Annotated in this window: 20 protein-coding genes and 1 riboswitch; of the genes, 16 read left to right on the top strand and 4 right to left on the bottom strand. The window is 33.0% G+C overall.

Annotation, left to right across the window (positions count from 1 at the left end; genetic code table 11):
* Positions 1–18: 18 nt before the first annotated feature.
* Positions 19–723 (bottom strand): GntR family transcriptional regulator, encoded by a 705-nt coding sequence (locus N4A68_09340; protein ID MCT4564494.1) that lies wholly within the window; start codon positions 721–723, stop codon positions 19–21.
* Positions 724–1,243: 520 nt separating this feature from the next.
* On the opposite strand from N4A68_09340, the gene N4A68_09345 reads away from it, so the two are divergent.
* Entirely contained in the window at positions 1,244–1,429 is a 186-nt protein-coding gene (locus tag N4A68_09345; protein ID MCT4564495.1) for a sporulation protein YunB, read from the top strand.
* Between the two features lie 273 nt (positions 1,430–1,702).
* On the opposite strand, the gene N4A68_09350 is transcribed toward N4A68_09345, so the two are convergent.
* Together N4A68_09350 and N4A68_09355 are read right to left on the bottom strand one after the other, a co-directional pair.
* Entirely contained in the window at positions 1,703–2,728 is a 1,026-nt protein-coding gene (locus N4A68_09350) for a branched-chain amino acid aminotransferase (GenBank protein ID MCT4564496.1), read from the bottom strand.
* Positions 2,729–3,016: 288 nt separating this feature from the next.
* Entirely contained in the window at positions 3,017–3,190 is a 174-nt protein-coding gene (locus N4A68_09355) for a Spo0E family sporulation regulatory protein-aspartic acid phosphatase (GenBank protein ID MCT4564497.1), read from the bottom strand.
* Between the two features lie 1,070 nt (positions 3,191–4,260).
* On the opposite strand from N4A68_09355, the gene N4A68_09360 reads away from it, so the two are divergent.
* The 13 genes from N4A68_09360 (at position 4,261) to N4A68_09420 (ending at position 16,251) form a co-directional block, all read left to right on the top strand.
* A complete protein-coding gene (locus tag N4A68_09360) occupies positions 4,261–5,886 on the top strand; it encodes a VWA domain-containing protein (GenBank protein MCT4564498.1) in 1,626 nt (541 codons plus the stop codon).
* A 118-nt stretch (positions 5,887–6,004) separates the two neighbouring features.
* A riboswitch (molybdenum cofactor riboswitch) is annotated at positions 6,005–6,122 on the top strand.
* Between the two features lie 80 nt (positions 6,123–6,202).
* Positions 6,203–6,739 (top strand): Ig-like domain-containing protein, encoded by a 537-nt coding sequence (locus N4A68_09365; protein MCT4564499.1) that lies wholly within the window; start codon positions 6,203–6,205, stop codon positions 6,737–6,739.
* Positions 6,740–6,752: 13 nt separating this feature from the next.
* Positions 6,753–7,766 carry an iron ABC transporter permease gene (locus N4A68_09370; protein MCT4564500.1) on the top strand — a complete coding sequence of 338 codons (1,014 nt, stop codon included), beginning with the start codon at positions 6,753–6,755 and terminating at the stop codon, positions 7,764–7,766.
* Positions 7,767–8,618: an ABC transporter ATP-binding protein gene (locus N4A68_09375; protein ID MCT4564501.1), complete on the top strand. Its 852-nt coding sequence runs from the start codon at positions 7,767–7,769 to the stop codon at positions 8,616–8,618.
* A complete protein-coding gene (locus N4A68_09380) occupies positions 8,585–9,706 on the top strand; it encodes an ABC transporter substrate-binding protein (protein ID MCT4564502.1) in 1,122 nt (373 codons plus the stop codon). The genes N4A68_09375 and N4A68_09380 overlap by 34 nt, the downstream gene beginning before the upstream one ends.
* 26 nt (positions 9,707–9,732) lie before the next feature.
* Positions 9,733–10,500 (top strand): hypothetical protein, encoded by a 768-nt coding sequence (locus tag N4A68_09385; GenBank protein MCT4564503.1) that lies wholly within the window; start codon positions 9,733–9,735, stop codon positions 10,498–10,500.
* On the top strand, positions 10,490–10,693 hold the full coding sequence (locus N4A68_09390; protein MCT4564504.1) for a hypothetical protein: 204 nt from the start codon (positions 10,490–10,492) through the stop codon (positions 10,691–10,693). Before N4A68_09385 ends, N4A68_09390 begins: the two co-directional genes overlap by 11 nt.
* Positions 10,694–10,725: 32 nt before the next feature.
* Entirely contained in the window at positions 10,726–12,204 is a 1,479-nt protein-coding gene (locus N4A68_09395) for an NAD(P)/FAD-dependent oxidoreductase (GenBank protein MCT4564505.1), read from the top strand.
* 110 nt (positions 12,205–12,314) lie between these two features.
* Positions 12,315–12,479: a hypothetical protein gene (locus tag N4A68_09400; protein MCT4564506.1), complete on the top strand. Its 165-nt coding sequence runs from the start codon at positions 12,315–12,317 to the stop codon at positions 12,477–12,479.
* Between the two features lie 144 nt (positions 12,480–12,623).
* Positions 12,624–12,839, top strand: a complete 216-nt coding sequence (locus N4A68_09405; GenBank protein ID MCT4564507.1) for a hypothetical protein — start codon at positions 12,624–12,626, stop codon at positions 12,837–12,839.
* Positions 12,840–13,128: 289 nt separating this feature from the next.
* Positions 13,129–14,070, top strand: coding sequence for a metal-dependent hydrolase (locus tag N4A68_09410; protein MCT4564508.1), 942 nt, complete (start codon positions 13,129–13,131; stop codon positions 14,068–14,070).
* Positions 14,071–14,259: 189 nt separating this feature from the next.
* Positions 14,260–15,552: a GTPase HflX gene (gene hflX, locus N4A68_09415; protein MCT4564509.1), complete on the top strand. Its 1,293-nt coding sequence runs from the start codon at positions 14,260–14,262 to the stop codon at positions 15,550–15,552.
* Between the two features lie 30 nt (positions 15,553–15,582).
* On the top strand, positions 15,583–16,251 hold the full coding sequence (locus N4A68_09420) for a HEAT repeat domain-containing protein (protein MCT4564510.1): 669 nt from the start codon (positions 15,583–15,585) through the stop codon (positions 16,249–16,251).
* Here the strand turns inward: N4A68_09420 and N4A68_09425 are convergent.
* Positions 16,240–16,695 (bottom strand): DUF3189 family protein, encoded by a 456-nt coding sequence (locus N4A68_09425; GenBank protein ID MCT4564511.1) that lies wholly within the window; start codon positions 16,693–16,695, stop codon positions 16,240–16,242. The genes N4A68_09420 and N4A68_09425 overlap by 12 nt on opposite strands.
* Positions 16,696–16,931: 236 nt before the next feature.
* Here N4A68_09425 and N4A68_09430 point away from each other — a divergent pair, with 236 nt between their 5' ends.
* Positions 16,932–17,582: a YigZ family protein gene (locus N4A68_09430; GenBank protein ID MCT4564512.1), complete on the top strand. Its 651-nt coding sequence runs from the start codon at positions 16,932–16,934 to the stop codon at positions 17,580–17,582.
* Positions 17,583–17,699: 117 nt separating this feature from the next.
* Positions 17,700–18,092 (top strand): CoA-binding protein, encoded by a 393-nt coding sequence (locus N4A68_09435; GenBank protein ID MCT4564513.1) that lies wholly within the window; start codon positions 17,700–17,702, stop codon positions 18,090–18,092.
* Positions 18,093–18,097: the final 5 nt, after the last annotated feature.

Here is an 18,097-nt window from a genome sequence, read left to right on the forward strand (position 1 = left end):
AACAGCCTTTTAATTATTTTATTGACTAAATTCAACAGTATATTTCCAGTTTTCGGAACGTACAAAATATTCTGTCAAATAAATGGGATTATAATCTTCGTTATATGTTATTCTGTCAACTTTTATCAAGGGATATACACTATTAATATTAAGAGCTTCTGCAACTTCAATATTTGGATGTGTAGCGCTAATTTCTTCAACGATGTTATGAGAGTTTAGATTAAATTTCTCAGATAATAGTGAACGCAAAGATTCAAAATTACCTGCTTGTCTAATATCTTCAATAATTCTAGTATCAGGTATATAGTGGTAAATAAAATAAACTGGTGTATCAGTTAAGTAACGTATTCTCTTAACTAAAAGAATGTTAGCACTTGCTTTAATATTAAGTTTTTTTGCTATTGGTATATTCGCTTTTATAATATCTACATAAATAGTACTGCATGTAAGATTATGTTTATTACTTCTAAAAGCTTTGTCAAAGCCGCTAAGTATAGGCTTGTTGTCTTTTGGAGTATAGCTAGTAATAAATGTACCCTTTCCTTGCTTTTTAGCAACCATTCCTAGATTTACAAGTTCAGCAACTGCTTGTCTAATGGGAGCTTTGCTCGTGTTGTAAATTATTTCCATTTCTTTTTCTGTGTGTAGCAGCTCACCAATTTTATATTCTCTATTAGATATTTTGCGAAATAAATCATTAAATATTTTTTGATGTAATTGCATTTTTACCTACCTACCTTTGTTGTATGATTCATATAAAAATTTGTATAATTTTCCACCATTAAAATTAGGAAGAAAAGGATGATTTTTAGTTTGTTTTCTATTTAGACTAAAGATTAAGTACATGTTTAATTATGATATTTGTAGTAAAAATTATGCAAATCGATTTTTTTCTATCATAAAACTAATAGCTCCATTATATCAAATTATATATTGTATGCAAACTATTTCATTTTACTAAATCAGTTGACTAAGAGTTTTTCAAGAATATTTTAGTCTTTAATCTATAGGATTAATTCAACTAATATAGGTATTGTAAAAACAACTATTTAAATGTAGTATGTTACTGTATTTGTAAAGCTCTATTATAGTTTGCAACAACTCATCATAAATTGTCTGTGATAATTAGTCTACCCAGGTGGAGCGAGGTAATAAAAACATATTTATCCAATATTTACTATAATCCTAAACCCTCATAGGAAGAGTTAATGTAGACTTCTTTACAGAATTTTAACAATCGGGTATAAATCAAACAAGGCATAAGATATATCTATCCGTAAATACCATCGTTCCATTCATCTCAAAAACCATAGAAGTAAAATCAACTGTTCCAATTGCGGAGACTATAATAGTCGGAAGGGTTCCTGATAATTATACAAATGTTCCAGAGAAGGATTTCTTGAATGTGGTTTCCCGTGGTAATGATTAATACTTAATACTATTTATTTAGAAAAATAAACAAAAGACCAATGGCTCCCAAAAAAACTACACAAACAAGTATTAAAATTCCCATAGTTATTAAATCAACCTCCTTTACAATTATATCATAATATAGAAATAAATTGTATAATCTGGTAGTATACAATTTGTATTACAAATAAAGAAGAAAAAGATAGGAATAGTAAAACCCAACTAATTTACAGTATGATGTTACTCAAAATTAGTTGGGTTAATTGTTTTTATAATTGGAAATTGAGTATATCTATTCTACTTCAACAATCCATCCTTCTGGAGCTTCAACATCACCTAGTTGTATTCCATAAAGGGTATCGTAAAGCTTCTTAGTTATAGGACCTACTTCTGTTTCACTATGGAATACATGGAGTTTTTCTTGATAGTCAATTCCTCCAATAGGAGTTATTACAGCCGCAGTTCCACATGCTCCAGCTTCCTTGTACTTATCTAGTTCAGCTATTAATACATCACTTTCCTTTACTTCCATATTCAAATAATTTTCAGCAATGTGCATTAACGAGTATTTTGTTATACTTGGAAGTATAGATGGTGATTTTGGAGTGACGAATTTATCATCCTTTGTTATTCCAAAGAAGTTTGCGGCACCCACTTCTTCAATCTTAGTGTGAGTCATTGGATCGAGATAAATACAATCAGCGAATCCTTTTTTTACGGCTATCTCGTGGGCATATAGACTAGCTGCATAGTTTCCTCCAACCTTTGCGGCTCCAGTTCCAAATGGTGCAGCTCTATCATATTCTGAAACCATAAAGTTTACAGGCTTCATCCCACCTTTAAAGTAAGGGCCCACTGGAACACAGAATATACAGAAGATATATTCAGGTGCTGGCTTTACTCCAACATTATCTCCAACTCCTATAACAAAAGGTCTGAGATACAGAGTTGCTCCAGTTCCATATGGAGGAACATAGGCCTCATTAGCTTTTACAACTTGAACACATGCATCTATAAATTTTTCTTCAGGTATTTCAGGCATTAAGATACGTTTACAGCTATTATTTAAACGTTTTGAATTTTGATCAGGTCTAAAAAGCTGGATTTTACCATCTTTTCTACGATATGCCTTTAATCCTTCAAAACATTGTTGTCCATAATGAAGAGCTGTTGAAGCTTCACTAATACAAAGCTTATTGTCTTCAGTTAGTACACCTTCATCCCATTTACCATCCTTCCATCTAGATACATAACGGAAATCTGTTTTGATGTAATTAAAGGATAACTTATCCCATTCAATATTTACTGTTTTTGACATATTAATTCCTCCTCTTCTTATACTATGTATACTAAAAATTATAATATAGAAACCCAATGTTTCATAGGGTTTTTAAAACTATTAATAAAAAATGTTATTCTTCTTTGTAGGTCGATATGAAGTAGCCTGATTTACTAGTATTTTAATAATAAATATCAGAAAATTCAATGTCAATTTTTGTAACTAAATCTATGGCAGATATATTAAATCTAATAAGCATTTCCTTAATGGATATTGTATAGGTGAATATAAGCTAAAAGTGCAACAGATTAAATCATACTTAGCTTATTATTTTTTTCTTACATTATGATACTGTAAAAGTAATTCATCAAGTAGCTGACTTAATTTAATTACTTCTGAATCAAGCAAATTCCATTGCTTTTCCTGAATTAATTTGTATAGGTTTCTTTTAGTATCATCAATTTCAAAGATTAAATCACGTAATCTAGACATATTCTCCATATTGCATACCCCTTTATATGAAATTTCCCTTTATAAAATATTTAGTAATTGATTTGATCTGTTGCACTACTGGGATTTTATCAAAATTGTGGGAAGAAATGTAATGTAATTTTTGGATTAATTACAAAAATAAGCAAGTGGCGAGATGGGGTTTAAGTGTGGAGAGGAATTTACTTTAAAGAGGCTTTCATATTTAAGTTTGTATAAGATATATAAAATCACGATGGACTCCTGCATAAGGCAGAAGTCCTATATAAAAGGGGAGCATCTTTAAGTTGTATATATGATATCAAAACAATATGTACAAATTATGAACTGATTATTAACATTATATAAAATAATATGTATAGATTTCCCAAAGTTAAACTTAATTTATACATCTCAAAATATCCGATGATTCTAGGGATTTTTGATGTGTATAAATTAACTGTTTAACTGGAATATCTATATAGATTTCCCAAAGTTAAACTTAATTTATGTATCTCAAAATATGGGATGTTTCTAGGGCTTTTGGACTTGTATAAGTTAAAGTCTATACTAAAATCCCTATATATATAGGATAGGTTCCGGGTTGTATTCAACCTTGAATTTAATGATTTTCAGGTGAGGAAATTGCATAACCCTTACTTGACTAAGCCTAATATGCAAATATCATCTTCAATTTAACCGCTTAAGATATGGGCATATTTGATAGTATAGCTTTGAGGATTTTTAAATTACATGTAGTAGATGGTTTTTATAGAAAGTAATTATGCAATTTGCTTAGGTAATATTCTATTTTAGATTTTATAGAAAAAATACCATAAATAGAAAAGAATCTGATTACCGTCAAAGTACTCAGATTCTTTAGTGTATTTGGACAAATCAATCCCCGATCAGGTGGACTGTTTCCTTGAATAGTATAGCATCCTAAGACAAGCCTTGTCAAGTGTTTAGCAGTCATATATATCATGCAATTTAGTCGAGAAAAAGGGATGCAATTCCCTCAATTTAAAAAAAATAAAAAATTGGAACATTTTTCACATTTATCCGTCTATATATAATGAAGAATGAGAGGGAGGTTATATGAGATGAATAAAAGAGTAATAAAATTTGTTTCAATTATTTTAGTTTTGACTTTAATAGCGGGATGTAGTAGCTTATCTGAGAAATCCCAAATCTATGAAACCAAGGAGGAAGCCAAAAGTGAAGGAAAATGTAATAGTGGGCTTAAATCAGAACTAAGTCAAGCTTCCCATGATAAGGAATGGGAAAATAGTATTGTTTTTGAACCCCAATATATACAAGGAGAAATGAATACTGAAGAATACGCTGACATAGAGGAAAATGGCTATAAGTTATCTTTACAAAATCCACTATCAACATTTTCCATCGATGTAGATACAGCTTCATATAGTAATATTCGTAGATTTTTAATGGATGGTCAGATGCCCCCAAAGGATGCCGTAAGAATTGAAGAAATGATAAACTATTTTACATATGATTATCCAGAACCTAAAGGGGATACCCCATTTTCAGTTATAACCGAAATAAATGAGTGCCCATGGAATGATAAGCATGATTTAGCAATGGTCACTTTAAAGGGGAAAGAATTAGAAGTGGATAAAAAGAAGCCTAGCAATTTAGTATTTCTAATAGACGTATCGGGATCAATGAATAAACCCGATAAACTGCCCCTGCTTAAATCAGCCTTTAAAATGCTAGTAAATCAATTAAAGGAAGATGATAGGGTTTCAATCGTAGTTTATGCAGGTGCCGCCGGGGTGGTTCTAGATTCAACAAATTGCAGCAATAAGGATATCATAATAGACGCTATAGAGAATTTAAACGCTGGGGGGTCTACTGCCGGGGGCGAAGGTATAGAGCTTGCTTATAAAATTGCTAGGGGTAATTTCATAGAAGAAGGCAATAATCGAATAATTCTTGCAACCGATGGAGATTTTAATGTTGGACCATCAAGTGATGGTGATCTTAGTGATTTAATTGAAAAGAATAGAAATGATGGGGTGTTCCTAAGTGTATTAGGATTTGGTAGTGGTAACCTAAAGGATTCTAAAGCTGAGCTTTTAGCTGATAAAGGTAATGGAAACTATTCATACATAGATAATATCTTAGAAGCTAAAAAAGTTTTGGTTGATGAAATAGGATCGACATTATTTACTATAGCGAAGGATGTTAAGTTTCAAATTGAGTTTAATCCAAGTAAAGTAAAGGCCTATAGGTTAATTGGATATGAAAATAGATTGTTAAATGATGAGGATTTTAATGATGATAAAAAGGATGCTGGAGAAATAGGTGCAGGACATACTGTAACAGTATTTTATGAATTAATACCATCGGACTCCGATGAAAAAATACCCGGGGTAGATGAACTAAAATATCAAGATGTAAAGGTAAAGAAAAGCAATGATATTATGCATATCAAGCTAAGGTACAAAGACCCTGAGGGTTTAGTAAGTAAATTGCTAGGATATCCAATTGATGATAATAAAATATCTAAACAGGCCTCTGAAAATTTTAATTTTGCAAGTGCCATAGCTGAATTCGGTATGTTATTAAGGGATTCTGAATTCAAAGGCTCATCAAATTACGACCATGTTGTTGAATTAGCACAAAAATATAAAGGCGACGATAAGGAAGGATATAGAATGGAGTTCATCAAAATGGTCAAATTGGCTAAGGAACTTCAAAAGTAAACAACAAAAGCGTCGAAGGACGCTTTTGCTATGCTTAAATATTGACAAAACATGGTATTTTAATTAATATAGTTATTAAGATGAAAGATTCAAATAAATGAGAATTTACAAAATTTAATAACTTTTACATCTCCGACTTTATTTTTCTAAGGGTAGAACTATGATGGTAAAGCTATGGGTTATACTGGAAACGGTATAGCCTCCCATGTTTGGAAAGGAGGAATAAGATTAATTAATCAATCAATTTAAGTAATGTCTTCCTTAGCAATTAAGGAAGTTTTTTTTATTTATTGACTAATGATTGGGGGACTTATTGATGAGATGGAGATTTGGTTTAATTATTTTATTGGCTCTATTATTATGGGTATGTACTATGGGGAGCAGCTTCGCCGATGGGGAAGGAGGTAATAAACCCTTTTCTTTAAGTACATCTAACCCTACGGATGGACAGAAGAGGGTTTCCATTGATAGGGATATTAATTTAACCTTTAGCAAAAATGTAGTAAATATCCTTGTTAAGGAGAATAATGAAAAATGTTTTAAGCTCATGGACGAAGATGGACATGCAGTACCAATTGAAGTAATAATGGCCGATGACCAGATTGAAAGGGAGAAAAGGAATGATATTATACTTTCAATAAAGGAAGCTTTAGGCTATGGGAAGAAATATACAGTAGTTGTATCAAAGGATTTAATGTCTAAAAGTGGTGTAACATTGGAGTCCGACATAGAAATTTCATTTACAACTATATCTAAAAATGGAGGTATGTCGAAATTAATATGGATTTTAGGTACGTTAGTAATAATAGCCTTGGTATCGGCCTACTTTACCGTTAGAAAAAAATCTAAATAGGAGGAGTTGTAAATTGAAAAAGGGCAGAAAGACCATATTTTTAATTATACCAACAATCCTTCCTATTTTTATTATGTTTTTATCATTGTTTATTGGTAGGTATCCACTAGCATTTTCCGATGTCATAAAAATTTTATGTTCCAAATTAGGCTATGATATGGTAGGTATAACAAAAATGCAGTATTCGATTATTTGGAACTTGAGGATGCCTAGAGCGATATTGGGACTAATGGTTGGAGGAAGTTTAGCTATAAGCGGTGGTGCGCTACAGGGATTATTTAGAAATCCCCTTGTGGATACTGGTATATTAGGGGTGAATGCAGGGGCTGGGTTTGGTGCAGCATTATCTGTAGTTATGTTTAATAATATATATTTGACCTACATATTTGCCTTTGGATTTGGGATTTTAGCTGTAACTTTGAGTTATCTCACTGGAAGGATATATAATACTACACCTACAGTGATGTTAGTACTAGGGGGTATTGTGGTTTCATCAGTATTTGTGGCACTTCTTTCCTTTGTAAAATATCTAGCAGATCCCTATGATCAGCTGCCGACAATTGTATTTTGGCTAATGGGAAGCTTGGCACGGGCTAGCTATGAAGATATCATGATAGCAATGATCCCTATGCTATTGGGGATTCTGGGATTGATGCTGATTAGATGGCGTGTAAACGTTATTTCTATGGGGGATAGGGAGGCTAGGACTCTGGGGATTAATGTGAGATTGACAAAAATACTTGTTGTTTTTTGTACAGCCATGGCGACCGCTGGAGCTGTTTGCGTAAGTGGAACAATCGGATGGATTGGTTTAATCATTCCACATATAGGGAGGATGATAGTGGGAAATGATAATAGACTTTTGCTTCCCACAAGCCTATCCTTGGGAGCGAGCTTTTTAATCATAATTGATAGCTTAGGGCGAATGCTTACGGGTACAGAATTACCCCTTAATATTTTGACTGCACTAGTTGGTGGACCATTTTTTATATATCTTTTGAGGAAAACAAAGGGGGGAAGTTGGTAAATGGGAACCATAGAGGTGAAGAATGCAGCTTTTGCTTATAATGAAAAAAACATTTTCAGTGATATAAGCTTCAGTATTAACCCCGGTGAAATACTTTGCTTAATTGGGCCAAATGGGTGTGGAAAGACGACTTTACTAGATTGCATTTTAGGAATTAAGAATCTTAAAAAAGGAGAAGTTATTCTAAATGGTAACGATATTAGGATGATGAAGCCCCATGAAGTCGCCAAGGAGATATCCTATGTTCCTCAATCCCATGAGATGACATTTCCATATAAGGTGTTGGAGATTGTCTTGATGGGAAGAGCGGCATATACCTCCATTTTTTCTTCTCCTAGTCAAAGGGATATGAGCATAGCTGAGGGGGCTTTAGATATGGTGGGGATGCTTGGATTTAAGGATAGGATATATACACATCTTAGTGGAGGAGAGGCTCAGATGGTAATGATAGCCAGGGCTTTGGCTCAAGAATCACCCTTCATTATTTTAGATGAACCTACTTCACACTTAGATATTAAGCATGAGCATAGGATTTTAGAAAATATTGTGGAGCTTATGGGGGAAAAAAAGCTTGGGATAATAATGGCAACTCATTTTCCAAACCATGCATTTCATATGGAGAATAGTGGTATAAAAACCTCGGTTGCCATGTTCCATAATAGGAAACTTAAAGAAATAGGCCCTCCAAGTAAAGTTTTATGTAAACAAAATATGTACAAGGTTTTTAATATTGAAACCAAGCTTCTATGCTATGAAGATGACAAATATCAAAAATCCAGCTATATTGTACCCCTATTTACGAGAAGGAAGGTGGAGGAATGTCAAGACTACAAAACGGAAAAAACAAGTTAATTGTTTTTTGCTTATGTATTGTATTAATGTTTTTTACTGGATGTACACAAAATAATGGTGTCGCTGAGAGTAATTCGGATAGAGAAATGATCACCATCACAGATTGTGTCGGCAGAGAAGTAGAGATACCAAAAAAAGTAGAAAGAGTGGCGAGTATATTTGCCACATCGGGACATATAGCCACAATATTGGGCAAAGGTGATAGCATTGTGGCTATATCCAATGGATTGACTAGGGATCTACTGCTCCACGAGGTCTGTCCCCATATAAAAGATGCTTTAGTAGCAAAGGGTGGGGGGCATTTTAATATAGAGGAGCTTATCAAAGCGAATCCTGATGTTGTATTTTTTAGTACAGATGTTATAAAGGACCATGCCACAGAAAAAAAAATCAATCAGTTAGGAATTCCCTACCTAATTGTGGAGTATAAAAACATAGAAGAACAGAAATATGCTGTGGAAATGATTGGGAAAGTTCTTGGTGAAGAATCAAAGGCCCAAAGCTATAATAAGTATTATGATGATATTGTTGCCATGGTAGGGGAGAGAACAAAGGATATAGGGGATAAAGAAAGAGTCAGAGTTTACCATGCTATAAATGAAGTTGCAAGGACGGATTCACCTAATACATTGCCTGCGGATTGGACAAAAGTTGCCGGAGCCAAGAACGTATCTATTGAAGAAGATCATGCAGAGGGCCTAGAGGATTCATTTAAATTAGTTAATACAAAGTTTTTCGTTAGCTTTGAACAAATATGTCTTTGGAATCCCGATGTGATTATTGCAAACGGAAATGGAATAGATTTATATTTACAATCAAAGGATCAGTTTAAGGAAGTAAATGCTGTATTAAATGATAAGGTATATTTATTACCAAATGGAGTTTCCCGATGGGGACATCCATATTCTATTGAGACTCCCTTAGCTATATTATGGACTGCTAAGACCCTTTACCCAGATAAATTTCAAGATATAGATATGGTTAAGGAAACAAAGAGATTCTATAAAGAGTTTTTTAACTATGATTTAGGGAATGAAAAAGCTGAGCAAATATTATCTGGAAAGGGAATGAGGATACCTAAGGGATAAAAAAGATAAGGAAATGGAGGGTCTTTATGGAAATATTATTATGTATAGATGATACCGATGATTTAGAGAAGGGAAAGGGCACTGGTTCATTGGCCCAGACTATTTTGACCACCATAGAGGAAAATAGGTGGGGACAATGTGAGAGGATCACAAGACATCAATTGCTATTACATGAGGATATTCCTTATACTTCACATAATAGCTCCATGTGTTTCGCAGCAGAAATTGAAGATGAGCATTATAAAAATGTAATAGATTATAGTATGGGGTTTTTAAAGCGGGAACATGCAGAGGGGTCTGACCCGGGATTGTGTGTAGTAAAGATAAATGAATTAAAGGATAAGCAGAGCTTGATAGAGTTCGGAAAAAAGGCACAAAAAGAGGTTTTAACCAAGGAAAGGGCCTATGGTTTAGCACGATCACTAGACATACATCTCACAGAACATGGAGGTACAGGACTGGGAATAATAGGGGCCTTAGCCGGAACGGGATTGAGATTGAGCGGAAATGATGGAGAATTTAAGGGTGGTTTGAAATTTGTTCAAAAAGGTGAAGTATGGAAAGCAGGGGAGCTATATAAACATGATGAAATTGATGTAATAATGAGTTTGGATGGGAAGATTCTCAAAGAAGATGAAAAGATAGTATTTGGATTGAAATCCAAAACTATATTTAGAGGTGGCAAATCCCTTTTATTAGTTGTACCAAAGGAGATTAACGAATGGAACAAATTATATAAATGCTGTAACAAGCAGCAATTAAGGAATCTTGGGGATGAGATAAATGTTCAATAAAAATGATAAGGGGCAAAATGTATTTTGTGGAGGTAAACAGGACTGGGAGCTAGCTATAAGGGCTGCAAAACTATGTGAAAGCTATAAACCTGATGTGGAAGAAGAACTGATAACAGATGATGAAAGGTCTTGCTATGATTGCCGCTATAGGCGGTGGACAGCAAGCTCCTTTATTTGCTGTAAGCCTCAATGAGTAGATTAAGCATTAGGAAAGTAGGGAAGTCAATGTATGATATTGCAATTGTTGGGGCTGGTGTTATAGGAGCATTTATTGCAAGGGAGCTATCAAGATATGACCTAAGGGTTGTATTAATTGAAAAGGATGGAGATGTTGCCAATGGCATCACTAAAGCTAACACGGCTATTATTCACAGTGGATATAATCCTAGGGTAGGAACCCTAAAGGCTAGATTAAACCGAATGGCCAATCCGATGTTTGAAAGGTTATGTGAGGATTTAGATGTTCCTTTTAAAAGGATTGGATCATTATTGATAGCATTTGATGATGAGGGAATGGAAAAAGTCATTGACCGCTATGAAAGGGGATTAATAAATAATATTAAGGATATACGCATATTAAGTAAAGATCAGATACTTGAGCTTGAACCACTAATAAGCACAAATGTTATTGGGGGATTGTACGCACCAAGTACAGGTATAATTGGGCCCTGGGAATTAACCATTGCATTGGTTGAAAATGCAGTTCAAAATGGTGTGAATTTAAAATTAGAGAGCAGGGTTAAAGCCATAACTAATATGGGGGAATGCTATGAAATAGCCACCGTTAAGGAAAGGATTAGAAGCAGGTATATAATAAATTGTGCTGGCTTGTTCGCAGACGAAATAAATAATATGGTGTCATCACCATCATTTAAAATTTGTCCTAAAAGGGGAGAGTACTTTGTGCTAGATAAAAGTGGGGGTAATCTATTAAAACATGTTATCTTTCAGGCACAAAAAAAGTCAATAAAGGGGGTAAATGTACTACCTACTATAGATGGAAATTTGTTGGTTGGGCCATCGGGTGATGAAATAGATGATAAAACAGACCTTAGAACCACTATGGAACAGCTACATATTATTAGGGAAAATGCTAAATGGACAAGTAAAATGATTCCCTTCGACGAAACCATCAAAACCTTTGCGGGATTGAGACCTAAACTTGAACTATATAATAAAAACTTAGAAACCGGTGAAATAGAGGTAGATGATTCCTTTGGTGATTTCATCATAGAGGAATCCAAGGATGCTAAGGGATTTATAAATGTTGCAGGAATAAAGTCTCCTGGACTGACGGCATCACCTGCTATTGCACAGCATGTAATTAATATAATAAAGGACATTATGGGAGAATTAAGACCAAGGCCTATGTTTAATCCTGTGCGAGAAAGAATAATACGCTTTAGGGATTTAAAGGATGAAGATAAAGAAGCATTGATTCAAAAAGATCCTAGATATGGGAATGTTGTTTGTAGGTGTCAACGTATAACCGAAGGAGAAATTGTTGATAGTATCCATAGAAAAGTAGGGGCAACTACCGTTGATGGAGTGAAGAAAAGAGTCGGTACGACCATGGGTAGATGTCAAGGAAGCTTTTGTGAACTGAAAATCATGAAAATTCTTGCTAGAGAATTAAAAAAGGATATTAAAGACATAAGAAAAAATGAACATGGTTCGTATATTATACCCCATGAAACAAAATAATCGGATGAAGTGATGACCCATGACATTGCTATTGTTTATTGAATAATATCCACAAATTACCTAGTATCTAAGTGAAAATCGGGTTAAAAATAGATATGAGGTGATTTATAATGAAAAAGAAAAGAAAGAAGAAAAACAATGAAGAAAATTTTTTCAATGAAATGGCATATGAGATGGCAGGAGATATTGGAGCCGTTGATAATGAAGAAATGTTAAATAATGAAAAGCTTATTTCAGTGAAGAATACTAATAGTAGAAAAAATAGGGAAAAATAATATTTATAAATTTTAATGGAAGCTGGTAAAAATCACAGCTTCCATTTTATGTTTATGTTAATTATTACCAATGATAATAGTCCCCTAAATAATTATTTTAACCCGTATTCTATAGCAAAATAATTATTATGGGGGAGTTTTAATATGAAAATAGTAGCGTCCTATCTATATCCGGACTTTTCGTATAAAAGAAAATATAATAACTATAGTCCAAAAAAATCCGTTAAGAAAAACGAAAAAACCTTTGAGGAATATTTAAAAAATTCAAGTCAACAAATTAATAAAGATAATCATAATAATAGAGGAAATTGCGTAACTCTTACTTGGCAGAATTGCATAATACATATGGTATGGCTTTGAAGAATTTTAGACTACATATGGTAGATAGTTTTTGTAGAAGGTAATTATGCAATTTGCTCAATAGAAAAGTAATATAGTATTTTTAAAAGTATTATCAAGAGTAGAATTTTTAATCTACTCTATTTTTTTGTCTATATTAGTTATAAATAATAGTGTTCTATCTAGAATAATGATGAAATTTCTATTATAATAGTTTCTAGACTTATAAGGATAACCAAAAGCTTAGAACTTTTTACTTAGAACTACAAAGCGTCGTGAGACGTCTTTGTCAATATATGGAGTGATTTAAATGATGGGTAGAACCCACTATACTATTGGTGTTTTATATTATCTTTTATTTTGTATGATACCAATATTTACGGTAATTGAATTCTCAGATTTTAGTAATATGATTGTTTGTATCTTAGCCGCAGCTATAGGAGCGGTATTTCCAGATGCTGATTCAGACCACAGTTTAATAAATAGTAGAAACCCGGTTTTCAAGACCTCTAATAAAGTGGTGAATCATTATAAGCAACTACTAAAAAAGGTTTTTGCTTTCATTTTTTTTAGTATTCCTGCTTTTATTATTGGCATATATATGTATCGAAATAGTAGATACCCAATAGGGCTTTTAGTTTTTGTATTTATATTACTTATAATGTCAATGAAGGGATCTAGTATAGGAGAAAAAATATACATACCTATTTTAACTGAAGGATTAAAGGCAATAAATACCGGGGCATCTAGGATAAAAAAAGTTTTTATGATGTTAATATACTTTGGTGTTGGTATTGCTTGTATTTACTTTGGTAAAGGAAATATACAAGCACTGATATGGGGTCTTATATTTATAGTTATAGCAATATTTCCCCATAGAACCTTTTTACATTCACCGGAAGGTCTTATTTTAGTTACTGTTGGGGTAAAGTTTTTGCAAGAAAAAATAATGATTCCAAATATATCTACAGCTTTTTTTATTGGCTATTTCAGCCATCTATATCTGGCAGATATTTTTACAAATAGTGGGATACCCTTATCTGTATTACCATTGATACTAAAAAAAATAAGGATACATGATGTATTAAAAAAAAGTAAGATATATATGGTATTATATAATATTCTTGATACAAAACTAGCTATACCCTTAGTTAAAACCGGGAGTAAGTTGGGAAGCATAATCGAGGGTATTTATGTTTTTATATTGTTCGTTCTTGTATTTTTTATAATGATAAAGAATAGGGTATTATAACCCAAAGAAAAATAATAAAGTAAAAATTAAAGTTTGAAACAGGATAGGGTGTTTGTATCCTGTTTTTCGATATTTTTGATGTAAGAATATAGAAAGTAGACTATAATATATGTATAGTAAAACTTAATCGTTTTAATTGAATGTCTATGGTTTAATAAATAATAAATAAATGGGAATGGTGAAAATATGTTGTTTAATGATAAAAATGAGACTATTAATGAAATTGAGCAAAGAGCCATATTAGTGGGAATAAATTTTGGTAGGAAAGATGAAATACCTATTGAAGAATCAATGGAGGAACTTAAAGAACTAAGTAGGGCCGCCGGTGCAGAGGTTGTAGATATGGTCATCCAAAACAAAGCAAAGGTTGATTCTGCATATTTTATAGGTAAAGGAAAAGCTGAAGAAATAAAAATGATGTGTACCGCATTTGACGCTAATACCGTTATTTTTAATGATGAATTGTCAGCTTCTCAGATTAGAAATCTAGAGGCAATCCTTGAGGTGTCAATTATTGATAGAACAACTCTAATATTAGATATTTTTGCTAGAAGGGCTGAAACTAGGGAAGCAAAGCTTCAGGTAGAAATAGCTCAATTAAGATATAGACTTCCGAGACTGGTGGGCTTAGGAAGATCACTATCAAGGACTGGAGCAGGTATAGGAACTAGGGGGCCAGGGGAACAAAAGTTGGAGCTAGATAGAAGAAGAATTTTAGATAGAATAAGTGATATAAAAAAGCAAATAGAAGAAGTTAAAAAAAATAGGGAAGTACAAAGGGCAAAAAGAAACAAGAGCCATGTGCCTGTGGTTTCCCTTGTGGGGTATACCAATGCAGGTAAGTCTACCCTTATGAACAAATTACTTGATTTAAGTATAGGGGAATCAGAAAGTAAAAAGGTTTATTCAGAGGATATGTTGTTTGCTACATTAGATACCTTCCATAGAAGGATAGTTTTAGATGATAAAAAGGAGTTTGTTTTAACAGATACAGTTGGTTTTGTAAGTAAATTGCCCCATCATCTTGTTAAGGCATTTAAAGCAACCCTTGAGGAGGTCGTGGAGGCGGATTTGTTAATCCATGTTGTCGATTCCTCCAATGATAATTATGAGATGCAGATGAATGTAACGAATGAAGTTTTAAAGGATTTGAATACTTTAAATAATCCGATGATTTACGCTTTTAATAAATGTGATAAAGATATTAATGATACATTAGGAAAATCTAAGGATGCAGTTTTCATATCTGCTTTAACAGGTTATGGTATTGAAGAGCTTATAAAGTCAATAAAAAAACATGTGTTTAAGGATATGATAAATTGTAAAATGCTCATTCCCTATGAAAAGGGACATATATATTCATATTTGCATGAAAAGACAAAGGTGGATAATGTAAAATATGAGGAGAAGGGAACGTATCTAGAGGCTGAGTTGAATGAAGCTGATTACAATAAATACAAATCATACATAATTGGGAATTAGAAAATATATAGGAAAGGTGATAAAAATACCGTGGGTACTTCAAAAATGTCATGGGATGATGCCCAAAAATTTGATGATTGTATAATAACATATATGTTATATAGGGAAGGAAAAACAATAGAAATCATAGGCAGGATTAGAAATATTTCCAGGGAAAAAGTAGAAAAGGATATAATTGATGCTAAGATTAAACTGAGGACCATTCAATCTGATAAGAATGAAAAAGGTTTACTAGACAAGGTATTGGAGCTTACTAAGGAAGAACGTTTGAGATGTATTCAAGAAAAGCCAAGGGAAGAATTAGAGAATTTCATGGAGCAAATTAGGAAAGAATATGGCTCCATAAAAAACCCAGAGGATAAAGCTGCATTGATATGGCTGATTGGTGAAATTAAGGATGTTAGCTTAATAGGATTATTGTCTAAAGATATACTGCATAACAATGGTAATGTTAGAAGGATGGTTTGTTCTGCCCTTGGCAAAATAGGAAGTGAAAAAGCTTTACCAATACTACATAAGGCATTGAGTGATGACAAACCACAGGTTAGGCAGTATGCGGCTAAAGCCCTTAGGCATATAGGAAATAAAGCTTCACTACATATGCTTAATGAAGCCATAAAGAAAAATCATGAGAAAGATTACGTGAAGAGGGCATATTTACAATCAATAGAGAATATAAATTTGAGATTAACTAAGTAAACTTCTTGTGTTTTTTACTATATTGGCAATATCATTGTAGGAATAAAGCGTTCCCTTTGCAACCATGGGTCTACCTATTTTAGTAAACTTCATGCCTCTAGATAAATATCCTCCCAATTTCATGAAGCCATTTACACATGGTTGTGTATTAATAAGCATCAGTTGGTCTTGGGATTGATTGAAGATTTTCCATGTATCTAAGACTACTGGTAAAATAAGATGGGGTAAATATTTTCTGCTAAGGGTATATATACTATTACCCTTATCATCTGTTCCTCTATTAATTAATTTGCCTCGATCCTTTTCTTCCAATTCATCATAAAAAGGAACACTTATTAGATCATGGTAACTAGGCTTATAATCTATGGGAAGCATTCCCAGATGAATAGCGGCAGCTGTGGATGAAGAATGACATCCTGTGACACAATGATAAACAATATGCATTTAACCTCACTCCTGTAAGCATTAGATTTTATATATAGGGTTTTCATAGTATAAGTTAAAGTCTATACTAAAATCCCTATATAATATAGATTTCCCAAAGTTAAACTTAATTTATACATCTCAGGATATCCGATGTTTCTAGGGATTTTTGATGTGTATAAATTAAGATTTACTTGGAACTCTCTGTACATGGGGGTTTAAGTATAAATTTAAATATTAGATTGGCGGGTGAATTTATGGCTAAGGATTACAAGACGTTACTCCAGTATGCACAGGCGGAGGAAATAATAAATAAGTCTAAATTTATTGGATATACAAAACCTGTGAACACTGAACAAGAGGCTATAGAATTTATTGAAAAAATAAAAAAACAGCATTGGAATGCAACTCATAATGTACCGGTTTATGTAATTGGAGAAAATAATGAAATACAAAGATATAGTGATGATGGTGAGCCCTCTGGAACTGCTGGAGTACCTATATTGGAAATGCTAAAAAAAGAAGAAATAAAGAATGTTGTTATGGTTGTGACAAGGTATTTTGGAGGAATAAAGCTGGGAACCGGTGGACTAGTGAGAGCATATACTAGTGCTGCTAAACTGGCGATAAAGGATGCCAAGGTAGTTAAAAAGGCCATAAATGATGTGTATTTATTTAGAATAGACTATACATTGCATGGCAAGATTCAAAATGAACTAATGAATGGGGAATATAGTATAAAGGATACGGTGTATGATGATAAAGTAAATATCTACGTTTATTGTAGCCCCTCTGAAAGTGAGAAGCTTGTCAACAAAATCACTGATATAAGCAGTGGAACAGCAATGATAGAAGAAAAGGATCAAGTCTATCTAACCATATATGACGGAAAGGTTATTGAGGATTAAAAGGTTACTGATTTTTCTATATACCTTAACTCGATAATTTATCTTTTGAATCCGCCTTAAATGGGTATAATTTTAAATAGGAAGACATGTCTTTATAAAATACTGGAGGGAAAGTAAATGGATAATATAGAAAAAGTAAAAGAAGAAATGTTAGGGAAAAAGGTCTGGGCCGTTGTTGGGGCAACTCCAGATGAATCAAAGTTTGGATATAAGATATTCAAAAAGCTTAAGTCCAGAGGATACGAGGTCTATGGTATAAATCCCAAATATGAAGAGCTTGAGGGTGAAAAGCTTTATAAAAGCATTTCAGAGCTGCCAGTTAAACCAGATTGTGTAGATATGGTGGTTTCACCTAAAATAAGTAAACCAATGGTTGAAGAAATTGCTGATAATGGAATAAAATATGTGTGGTTTCAACCGGGTACCTTCGATGCAGAAACTATTGATTTGGCGGAAGCAAAGGATTTAAAATATGTTTATTATGATTGTGTATTGGTTGCATTAGGATAAAGGGC

Source organism: Maledivibacter sp., from assembly GCA_025210375.1.
In the GTDB taxonomy this organism is placed as follows: Bacteria; Bacillota; Clostridia; order Peptostreptococcales; family Caminicellaceae; genus JAOASB01.

Excerpts from the sequence above, each read along its gene's own strand:
- N4A68_09350 (MCT4564496.1), bottom strand. The coding sequence starts at position 2,728 with ATGTCAAAAACAGTAAATATTGAATGGGATAAGTTATCCTTTAATTAC.
- N4A68_09410 (MCT4564508.1), top strand. The coding sequence starts at position 13,129 with ATGATGGGTAGAACCCACTATACTATTGGTGTTTTATATTATCTTTTA.
- N4A68_09405 (MCT4564507.1), top strand. The coding sequence starts at position 12,624 with ATGAAAATAGTAGCGTCCTATCTATATCCGGACTTTTCGTATAAAAGA.
- N4A68_09390 (MCT4564504.1), top strand. The coding sequence starts at position 10,490 with ATGTTCAATAAAAATGATAAGGGGCAAAATGTATTTTGTGGAGGTAAA.
- N4A68_09385 (MCT4564503.1), top strand. The coding sequence starts at position 9,733 with ATGGAAATATTATTATGTATAGATGATACCGATGATTTAGAGAAGGGA.
- N4A68_09430 (MCT4564512.1), top strand. The coding sequence starts at position 16,932 with ATGGCTAAGGATTACAAGACGTTACTCCAGTATGCACAGGCGGAGGAA.
- N4A68_09360 (MCT4564498.1), top strand. The coding sequence starts at position 4,261 with ATGAATAAAAGAGTAATAAAATTTGTTTCAATTATTTTAGTTTTGACT.
- N4A68_09425 (MCT4564511.1), bottom strand. The coding sequence starts at position 16,695 with ATGCATATTGTTTATCATTGTGTCACAGGATGTCATTCTTCATCCACA.
- N4A68_09395 (MCT4564505.1), top strand. The coding sequence starts at position 10,726 with ATGTATGATATTGCAATTGTTGGGGCTGGTGTTATAGGAGCATTTATT.
- N4A68_09400 (MCT4564506.1), top strand. The coding sequence starts at position 12,315 with ATGAAAAAGAAAAGAAAGAAGAAAAACAATGAAGAAAATTTTTTCAAT.
- N4A68_09435 (MCT4564513.1), top strand. The coding sequence starts at position 17,700 with ATGGATAATATAGAAAAAGTAAAAGAAGAAATGTTAGGGAAAAAGGTC.
- N4A68_09365 (MCT4564499.1), top strand. The coding sequence starts at position 6,203 with ATGAGATGGAGATTTGGTTTAATTATTTTATTGGCTCTATTATTATGG.
- N4A68_09355 (MCT4564497.1), bottom strand. The coding sequence starts at position 3,190 with ATGGAGAATATGTCTAGATTACGTGATTTAATCTTTGAAATTGATGAT.
- N4A68_09380 (MCT4564502.1), top strand. The coding sequence starts at position 8,585 with ATGTCAAGACTACAAAACGGAAAAAACAAGTTAATTGTTTTTTGCTTA.
- N4A68_09375 (MCT4564501.1), top strand. The coding sequence starts at position 7,767 with ATGGGAACCATAGAGGTGAAGAATGCAGCTTTTGCTTATAATGAAAAA.
- N4A68_09340 (MCT4564494.1), bottom strand. The coding sequence starts at position 723 with ATGCAATTACATCAAAAAATATTTAATGATTTATTTCGCAAAATATCT.